The organism is uncultured Methylobacterium sp. (genome assembly GCF_964244095.1).
In the GTDB taxonomy this organism is placed as follows: domain Bacteria; phylum Pseudomonadota; class Alphaproteobacteria; order Rhizobiales; family Beijerinckiaceae; genus Methylobacterium.
This window is the reverse complement of sequence record NZ_CAXTHR010000177.1, coordinates 1-8,023: the sequence shown is the minus strand read 5'-3', so window position 1 is coordinate 8,023 and position 8,023 is coordinate 1. Positions and strand designations below refer to the sequence as shown.

Below are 8,023 nucleotides of genomic sequence, written 5' to 3'. Positions count from 1 at the left end.
CGGCGAGCCCGAGCCGATCCAGCGTGTCGGCCATCAGCATGCAGGCCTCGGCGTCGGCCGCCACCGAGGCCGCCCCGACGATGTCGGCGTCGCACTGCATGAACTGGCGGAAGCGCCCCGGCCCCGGCTTCTCGTTACGGAAGACGTACCCGTTGCGGAAACTGCGATAGGGCTTTGGGATCGCGTCGAAGTGCTCGGCCACGTGGCGGGCGAGCGGCGCGGTGAGGTCGTAGCGGAGCGAGAGCCACGCCGCGTCGTCGTCCTGGAACGAGAACACGCCCGCGTTCGGCCGGTCGAGGTCGGGCAGGAACTTGCCCAGCGCCTCGGTGTACTCGACGAACGGGGTCTCCAGCGCCTCGAAGCCGTAGAGCTCGAACGTCTCGCGGATCTTGTCCAGCATCCGCCCCTGGCCTGCGATCTCGTCGGCGCGGCGGTCGACGAAGCCGCGGGGCAGGCGGGCCTTCAGCGTCTCGGCCTGCTTTGCGTCGGCCTTGTTGGACTCGGCCTTGGACATGGCGGGGGGTTCGTTTCGATGCGCGAGGTCGGGGTCGCTGGGCTCTATCGCAGGGCGGAGGCGTGCGGCAAGCGCGGACCCTGCCGGGCCTCGACCGGGCGCGCCGACGCGGCCGGATCACCGTTGCGCGTCGCCCCAGGCATCCGGGAAGGCGGCCGGTCAGTACGGCGACATCAGCTTGAGCGCCAGCAGCGCCGCGAGGCTCAGCACCGCGATCGGGATCTGGAGCGGGCGGAGCCGCGCGAAGAACAGCGGCGCCTCGCCGCGTCGGGCGGCGATCGGGTCGAGGATCGCCACCGCGACGAAGCCGGCGATCAGCAGGCCGAGGGCGATCACCCGGTCGCCGAGGATCACCACCGTGAGCAGCGCCCCGAGGCCGAGGCCGAACAGGGCCAGCATCGTCGCGATCTGCACGGGTGTCGGCCCGCCCTCGGTGCGGAAGCTGACGCCGCGGCGCACGCCCGAGAAGAACAGCAGGATCGCCGCGCCGTAGAGGATGGTGGCGAGCAGGATCAGTTCGTCCCAGGAATTGCGCCACCACCACGCCGCCGCCGCCCCGGCGGCGAACGGCAGCATCGGCCCGTAGCCGAGCACCACGCTGAGCCAGGGCGTCCTTCGCGATTCATGGGTGACGAGGGTGCGTCCGGTGGCGTCGTCGAGCATGTCCGTGCGTGTCCTCGAAGCGTCCTTGCGCGTCGCGCCTCCTGTGCGCGAGCGCGGCGCCACGCGCAATCGTGCGGGTGCGGGCTCGCCCGCCGCGCGGGCCTCGCGGCGGCGTAGGCGGCCGGGCTCGGGCGTCGCGTCGAGCCGGACCACCGGGGCCGCGCCGCGAGAAAAGAGGCTGGACGATAAGATGTCGATAGGCACGACGACATCCTCGGCAACCGAATTCAAGGGTGCATGTCTACGATCAGACGGAAATTAACGGATTATCAAACGGCTCCATGTTGAGCTGACGCATGGGTTGATAGGGGCGAATACCATGTCTGGAACGCAGTCCGAGTGCGTCAGGCTTCAGGCGCTCGAGGACCTCAAGCTGCTCGACTCGCTTCCGAACGAGAGCTTCGACCGCGTCACCCGCATGGCGAGCAAGCTGTTCGACCTGCCGATCGCGGCGATCTCGCTCACGGACCGGGACCGGCAGTGGTTCAAGTCGCGCGTCGGCGTGGAGCACTGGCAGATCCCGCGGGACAAGGCGCCGTGCGCGGAGGTCGCCGAGACCAGGGACACGCTCGTCATCTCGGATATGTTGCAAGACCCCCGCTACAACGATTGCCTGCTGGCCCGATCGGGCATCCGCTTCTATGCCGGCGCCCCCCTGATCACCCGGGACGGGCTCGGCCTGGGTTCGATGTGCGTGCTGGGGACGGAACCGCGGCAAATCTCGGCCGGCGAGCGCGCGGCGCTGACCGATCTCGCCGCCATCGTGATGACGCAGATCGAGTTGCAGCACGCCTTCGGCCGCATCGAGGTGGTCAGCGGACTTCCCAACCGTCACCAACTGGTCGAGGATCTCCAGGATCAGGCCCGCGACTGCCCGGCCGGCCCGCGCGCGCTCGTCATCGTCGAGACCGTTCCCTTCGCGCGCCTCCAGGAGATCCTCCGGGTGCTCGGGGCGAAGGCCCTCGACAGCCTCGTGCAGACCTCGGCCCGCATCCTGCGCGCGGCGCTCGGCGACGACGCCACGCTGTATCAGGTCGGCGCGATGCAGTTCGCGTGGCTCGCCACCGGGGCGGACGACGCGCGCGAGCAGGCGGTCGCCGCCCTCGACCTGCGGGTCCGTTCGCTCCTGACCGACAGCGGACTGCCGATCCTGGCGAGCCCCGTCATGGGCGTGGCGCCGTTCCGCCTCGGGGAGATCGCGGCGGAGGATGCCGTGCGCACGGCCTTCTGCGCGGCGCAGGACGCCCGGAACACCGACAGGACGGTCAGCGTCTACTCGGAAGCCGCCGACCGCGACCACCGGCGGCGCTTCGGCCTCCTGTCCGACTTCCGCCAGGCGCTCGAGGCCGAGGACCAGCTCGCGCTGGCCTACCAGCCCCGCGTCGACCTCGCGACGGGCCTGTGCGTCGGGGCCGAGGCGCTGCTGCGCTGGACGCACCCCGCCCTCGGCAACGTCGCGCCGGGCGAGTTCATCCCGATGGTGGAGCAGACCGATCTCGTCGGCCCCGTCACCGACTGGGTGATCGCGGCAGCGATCCGGCAGTGCCTGTCCTGGCGCGCGCGCGGCATGGCGCTCCGGCTCTCGGTGAACGTCTGCGTCGCCAACCTGGAAGAGCCCGCCTTCGCCGAGCGGGTCCTCGCGCGGCTTGCCGCCGCCGGCCTGCCCTGCGCCGCCCTCGAATTCGAGGTCACCGAAGGGGCGCTGATCCGCGACGGCACCCGCGTCGGGCAGTGCCTGCAGCGCCTGCGCGAGGCCGGCATCACGATCGCGATCGACGATTTCGGGACCGGCTACAGCAGCCTGTCCTATCTCCAGAGCCTGCCCGCCGACGTCATCAAGATCGATCAGTCGTTCATCCGCAACCTGACCGGCAACGATCGCGGGCTGACGCTGGTGCGGGCCATGATCGGGATGGCCAAGAGCCTGGGCTTCCACGTGGTCGCGGAGGGCATCGAGGACGAGACGGCCTACGCCGCGCTGCGGGCGGCGTCCTGCGACGAGGCCCAGGGCTACCTGATCTCGCGGCCGGTCCCGCCGGCCGACTTCGCGGTCTGGTTTGCCGAGAACCGGCGCTCGGGACGCACCCGGGCCTCGCGCGCCGTCCCTGCCTGAGCGGGCTTTCCCCGTCGGCGCCTCATCCTCGACCGCGAACCGTCGGACAGGTCGCGGACCGCCGCCCCGCGGTCATGGCGATACGTGAGGCTCATCGCCGATTGGTGCACCGCGACGGGTATTTCCCTCCCCCGCAGAGGGGGGAGGGGGACGTGGTGGCCGCCCTGCGCGATGTGTGAATCCGGTAGCCCGCGGAGGGGAGAAGCGTAGACCGCGGTTCTTCCGGTGACGCGGTGTATGAGGCTCACGCCCCCGGCCGGATCGCGGGCCGGTCAGGAGGCGAGCGGGCCGGCAGGCTGCTGCGCTTGCGCCTCGGTCGCCTTCTGGCGGTAGAGGCCGACGAAGTCGATCGGATCGATGTAGAGCGGCGGGAAGCCGCCGTTGCGCACGGCCTCGGCCACGATCTGGCGCGCGAAGGGGAACAGCAGGCGCGGGCACTCGATCATCACCGCCGGGTGGACCTGGTCCTGCGGGATGTTGCGCATGCGGAACACGCCGGCATATTTCAGGTCGAAGGCGAACAGCACCTCGCCGGCGATCTTGGCGTCGCCCTCCAGCGTCAGCTCGACCTCGAAGTCGGCCTCGGCGAGCTGCTGCGCGTTGACGTTGACCTGGATGTTGATCTGCGGGCCCTGGCCCTCCTGCGGCTGGAGCGAGCGCGGCGCGTTCGGGTTCTCGAACGAGAGGTCCTTGGCGTACTGGGCGAGCGCGTTGATCGCGGGGGCGTCGTCCGCCTGCCCGTTGCCGTTCGGTGCCGGTGCGTCGGCCATGGCGGGTCATCCTTCTCGACGTTCGTCGTCCGGCGGGGCCGGGCTGGCGCCGCCTGTGCGGCCGCGGGTCTTCGGGCGAGGCCGCTAACATGCCGACCCGGTGCCGACAAGCGAGGCCCGGACGGCACCGCCCCCCCGCGGCGGGCACCGCGGGCATCCCTGCCGGAGCCGTGGCGGACGGGCGCCGGAACCCGCGGCGGCGCGCGCGCATCGATGACGTCCGGCCGACGCGCGCGGAACGCCCCGGCCCTCCGCGACGACGCGGCAAGGGCCGCGCGGACGATCGCCGCCCGACGCCGCCTGGAACCCGCAGGCGAATTGCCCCATATGGCGTCGGGGCGGGCGCCCGGCTCGGTCCTTGCCCCGCTTCGCCGTGCCGTCGCTCCGGACGCGCGCCGCCTCGATCCCGGCCCGCCCATCGGCTACACGTCGCCCGGTGCGGGACGGGCGACGGGCCGCGCGGGCGTCTCGGAACGGGCCCGGCGCCGTGATGTGACGACAGGCGACCCTTCTTAGGATTCCGGCAGCCGCGCGCACGAACCGCGGCCCGGGCGGTGCGGCGGCCACCATCGGATCGGTGATGCAGGACAGCTTCGACCTCACGACCATCATCTTCCTGGCGCTCGCGGTCTTCGTGATCTGGCGCCTGCGCTCGGTGCTCGGCCAGAAGACCGGCGCGGAGCGCGCGCCGTTCAAGCCGGTGGACCGCAGCCGCACCGAGCCGCAGCCCGGCCGCACCGAGGGCGACAACGTGGTGCGCCTGCCCGGCGCCGACCGGGGCGCGCCCGCCGAGCGCGGGGCGTCGCCGGCCGAGCCCCGCGACTGGCGCGGCATCGCCGAGCCCGGCTCCGAGGTCGCCCGCGGCCTGGAGGCCGTGGCGCAGGCCGAGCCCGGCTTCGATCCGCGCGCCTTCGTCGAGGGCGCCAAGGGCGCCTACGAGGCGATCATGCTCGCCTTCGCCAAGGGCGACCGCAAGACGCTGAAGGCGCTGCTCTCCCGCGAGGTCGGCGAGGCCTTCGAGCGGGCGCTCATCGAGCGCGAGAAGAACCGCCAGACCGTCGAGACCACCTTCGTCTCGATCGACAAGGCCGAGATCGTCGCCGTCGACCTGAAGAACCGCGTCGCGCAGGTCACGGTCCGCTTCCTGTCGAACCTCATCACCGCCACCCGCAACGCGGACGGCGCGGTCGTGGACGGCAGCGCCGAGACGGTGGTCGAGGTGCCCGACGTGTGGACCTTCGCCCGCACGCTGGGCACCCGCGACCCGAACTGGCAGCTCGTCGCCACCGACGCCGGCGCCTGAGACCCGCCGCGGCGACCGGACCGCCCGAGCGATGACGCGCCGCGCGCTTCCGACCGGAGCGATCCTCGCCGCGCTCGCGCTCGTCTCCGGGCCCGCCCGCGCCGAACCCCCGCGCGCCGGCGACGCCGTCCTGCGCGTCGGCGACGCCGCCTTGCGTGTCGGCGACGCCGTCTTGGAGCCGGTCGATCTCGCAGCCCTCCCCGGCTGGGCCGGGGACGACGCGGGTGCCGCGCTCGACGCCTTCCGCCGCACCTGCGCCGCGCCGCGGCCCCCGCCGCCCCAGGCCGAGGGCGTCGCCGGCTCGGCCGCCGACCTCGCCGCCGCCTGCACCGCCGCCGCGCCGCTCGCGCCCGCCGCCGCGAAGGGCTTTTTCGCGACGCGGTTCTCGGCCTGGCGCATCGTGCGTCCGGCGGCGGGCGCCGAACCGGAGCGGAGAACCGGCTTCCTCACCGGGTATTTCGAACCGGAGCTCGACGGGTCGCCCGAACCGGGCCCCGGCTTCACCGCCGCAGTGCTGGCCCGGCCCGACGATCTCGTGACGCTGGCCCCCGGCGAGACCCGGCCCGGCCTCGACCCGTCCTTGCGCGCCGGGCGGGCGGGCGCGGCGGGGCTGGAGCCCTATCCCGACCGCGCCGGCATCGAGGACGGGGTCATCGCCGCCCACACCCGCCCGCTGCTGTGGCTGCGCGATGCCGTCGACCTGTTCGTGCTCCAGGTTCAGGGCTCGGGGCGCGTGCGGCTGCCGGACGGGGGCGCGCTGCGCGTGCTCTACGACGGCAAGAACGGGCGGCCCTACACGTCGATCGGCCGGCTGCTGGTGGCGGAAGGGCACCTGCCGCTGAACGACCTCGGCCTCGCCCGCTGGACCGCGTGGCTGCGGGCGCATCCCGACCCCGCCCGCCGGCTGATGCGGATGAACGCGTCCTACGTCTTCTTCCGCACCGAGCCGGTCACCGATCCCCGCCTCGGGCCGCCGGGCGCCGCAGGCGCCCCCCTCAGTCCCGGCCGCAGCCTGGCTGTCGATGGCGGCCTGTGGCGCTACGGCCTGCCGTTCTGGCTCGACGGGCCGCTGCCCGGCCCGTCCGGCCGCGGCCGCCTCGTGATCGCGGCCGACACCGGCTCGGCCATCCTCGGCCCGGCGCGGGGCGACCTCTACGTCGGCACGGGCGCTGCGGCCGGCATCGCGGCCGGCGACCTGCACACGCGGCCCGGCTTCGTCGTGCTGCTGCCGAAGCCGGCCTCCAAGACGCCGGCCGCCCCGTGAGACCGCCGCGCCGGCCGCGCACGCTCTCCCGCGAGGAGGCGCATCTCTGGGGCGAGATCGCCAAGCTGATCACGCCGCTGCGCGGGCGCGTGACCCTCCGGAAGAAGGCCGCGCCGGCCGCCGAGGCTCCCGCGGCAGCGGCCAAGACGGCGATGGCCAAGGTCTCCACGGGCAAGGTCGCGGTGGGCAAGGTCGCGACGGCCAAGCCTTCCCCTGGCGCGGTCGCGGCCGGCACGACGGTCGCCGCACCGGACGCGGGGCCGACGCCGGCGCCTCCGGCCCCCCCCGCGAAGAAGCCGCGGCGCGTGGTCAGGCTCGGCGCGTCGGCGCCGCCGCCCGCCCCCCGGATGCCCGCCCCTCTACCGGTGACCTTCGTGCCGGCCGCGCCCGGCGCGCCGGGGCTGGAGCGGCGCGAGCGTCAGCGGCTCAGCCGCGGCCTGCTCGCGATCGAGGGCCGGATCGACCTGCACGGGCTCTACCAGGCCGAGGCGCACGCGGCCCTGGTCGGCTTCCTGATGCGCGCGCGCGCCGCCGGCCACGCCCGCGTGCTCGTGGTCACCGGCAAAGGGGCGGAGGACGCCTACGCCGGGCGCGGCGTGCTCCGCCGCAGCGTGCCGCACTGGCTGCGCGGGGCGGAACTGAGCGGACTCGTCCTCGGCTTCGAGGAGGCCGCCCGCCACCACGGCGGCGCCGGCGCGCTCTACGTGCGCCTGCGGCGGCGGTGACGCGGCCCGGCGCCGCTCACAGGAAGGCCGCGGGGCCGATGCCGAACCGCTCCGACAGGCGCCGGATCTGGCCGGCGCTCAGCGCCCGCTTGCCGCCCAGCACCTCGGACACCACCCCCTGGCTGCCGATCTCGGGGAGGTCGCCCTGCCGCCGAGATTCAGCCCTTGAGCCGGCACCGAAAACGCGATAAAGCCGTTATGCCCTCCTTAAAAGCGCCACCGACGCATCCGTGAGCCCCCCGGGCTCCTCCGAGACGATGCACGGGTCCGCCGCATACTCCGCGGCCAGACATCCGGCGACGCCTCCAGAATGCCAGGCTTCCCGCCTCAACCTTCGCTTTCCGTCGGTTCAAGACATCGCATGACTGCACATTCCGACGCCGCCGCCATCGCGGACCTGCCGAGCGCCGACCTGCCCGCCGAGGCCGCGGACCTCGACGCGATGCGCGAGGTCAAGCTCCAGGACCTCAAGTCCAAGACGCCGACGGATCTCATCGCCTTCGCCGAGGAGGTCGAGGTCGAGAACGCCTCGACGATGCGCAAGCAGGAGCTGATGTTCTCGATCCTGAAGCAGCTCGCCGCCAAGGAGGTCGAGATCATCGGCGCCGGCACGGTGGAGGTGCTCCAGGACGGCTTCGGCTTCCTGCGCTCGTCGGAATCGAACTACCTGC

The 8,023-nt window shown here is 73.3% G+C and carries 8 protein-coding genes; 5 read left to right on the top strand and 3 right to left on the bottom strand.

The window, feature by feature from the left end; all coding sequences use genetic code 11:
- Both ACFE86_RS19940 and ACFE86_RS19935 read right to left on the bottom strand, forming a co-directional pair.
- Positions 1-514: ATP phosphoribosyltransferase regulatory subunit (locus ACFE86_RS19940; RefSeq protein ID WP_375457067.1), on the bottom strand; the 514-nt coding region annotated here is incomplete at its 3' end.
- A gap of 159 nt (positions 515-673) precedes the next feature.
- On the bottom strand, positions 674-1,177 hold the full coding sequence (locus tag ACFE86_RS19935) for a DUF3429 domain-containing protein (protein WP_375457066.1): 504 nt from the start codon (positions 1,175-1,177) through the stop codon (positions 674-676).
- 319 nt (positions 1,178-1,496) lie between these two features.
- On the opposite strand from ACFE86_RS19935, the gene ACFE86_RS19930 reads away from it, so the two are divergent.
- Entirely contained in the window at positions 1,497-3,290 is a 1,794-nt protein-coding gene (locus ACFE86_RS19930) for a putative bifunctional diguanylate cyclase/phosphodiesterase (RefSeq protein ID WP_375457065.1), read from the top strand.
- 272 nt (positions 3,291-3,562) lie between these two features.
- On the opposite strand, the gene secB is transcribed toward ACFE86_RS19930, so the two are convergent.
- Positions 3,563-4,060, bottom strand: a complete 498-nt coding sequence (gene secB / locus ACFE86_RS19925; RefSeq protein ID WP_375457064.1) for a protein-export chaperone SecB — start codon at positions 4,058-4,060, stop codon at positions 3,563-3,565.
- A gap of 580 nt (positions 4,061-4,640) precedes the next feature.
- Between secB and ACFE86_RS19920 the strand changes: the two genes are divergently transcribed.
- The 4 genes from ACFE86_RS19920 to ACFE86_RS19905 form a co-directional block, all read left to right on the top strand.
- Positions 4,641-5,363 carry a Tim44/TimA family putative adaptor protein gene (locus tag ACFE86_RS19920; protein WP_375457063.1) on the top strand — a complete coding sequence of 241 codons (723 nt, stop codon included), beginning with the start codon at positions 4,641-4,643 and terminating at the stop codon, positions 5,361-5,363.
- Between the two features lie 31 nt (positions 5,364-5,394).
- Positions 5,395-6,627 (top strand): murein transglycosylase A, encoded by a 1,233-nt coding sequence (locus ACFE86_RS19915; protein ID WP_375457062.1) that lies wholly within the window; start codon positions 5,395-5,397, stop codon positions 6,625-6,627.
- A complete protein-coding gene (locus ACFE86_RS19910; RefSeq protein WP_375457061.1) occupies positions 6,624-7,352 on the top strand; it encodes a Smr/MutS family protein in 729 nt (242 codons plus the stop codon). Before ACFE86_RS19915 ends, ACFE86_RS19910 begins: the two co-directional genes overlap by 4 nt.
- Before the next feature lie 361 nt (positions 7,353-7,713).
- On the top strand, positions 7,714-8,023 hold a 310-nt coding region (locus ACFE86_RS19905), incomplete at its 3' end, for a Rho termination factor N-terminal domain-containing protein (RefSeq protein WP_375457060.1).

What these genes read in the sequence shown, in the direction of transcription:
- ACFE86_RS19935 (WP_375457066.1), bottom strand. Translation starts at nt 1,177, where the DNA reads ATGCTCGACGACGCCACCGGACGCACCCTCGTCACCCATGAATCGCGA.
- ACFE86_RS19930 (WP_375457065.1), top strand. Translation starts at nt 1,497, where the DNA reads ATGTCTGGAACGCAGTCCGAGTGCGTCAGGCTTCAGGCGCTCGAGGAC.
- secB (WP_375457064.1), bottom strand. Translation starts at nt 4,060, where the DNA reads ATGGCCGACGCACCGGCACCGAACGGCAACGGGCAGGCGGACGACGCC.
- ACFE86_RS19920 (WP_375457063.1), top strand. Translation starts at nt 4,641, where the DNA reads ATGCAGGACAGCTTCGACCTCACGACCATCATCTTCCTGGCGCTCGCG.
- ACFE86_RS19915 (WP_375457062.1), top strand. Translation starts at nt 5,395, where the DNA reads ATGACGCGCCGCGCGCTTCCGACCGGAGCGATCCTCGCCGCGCTCGCG.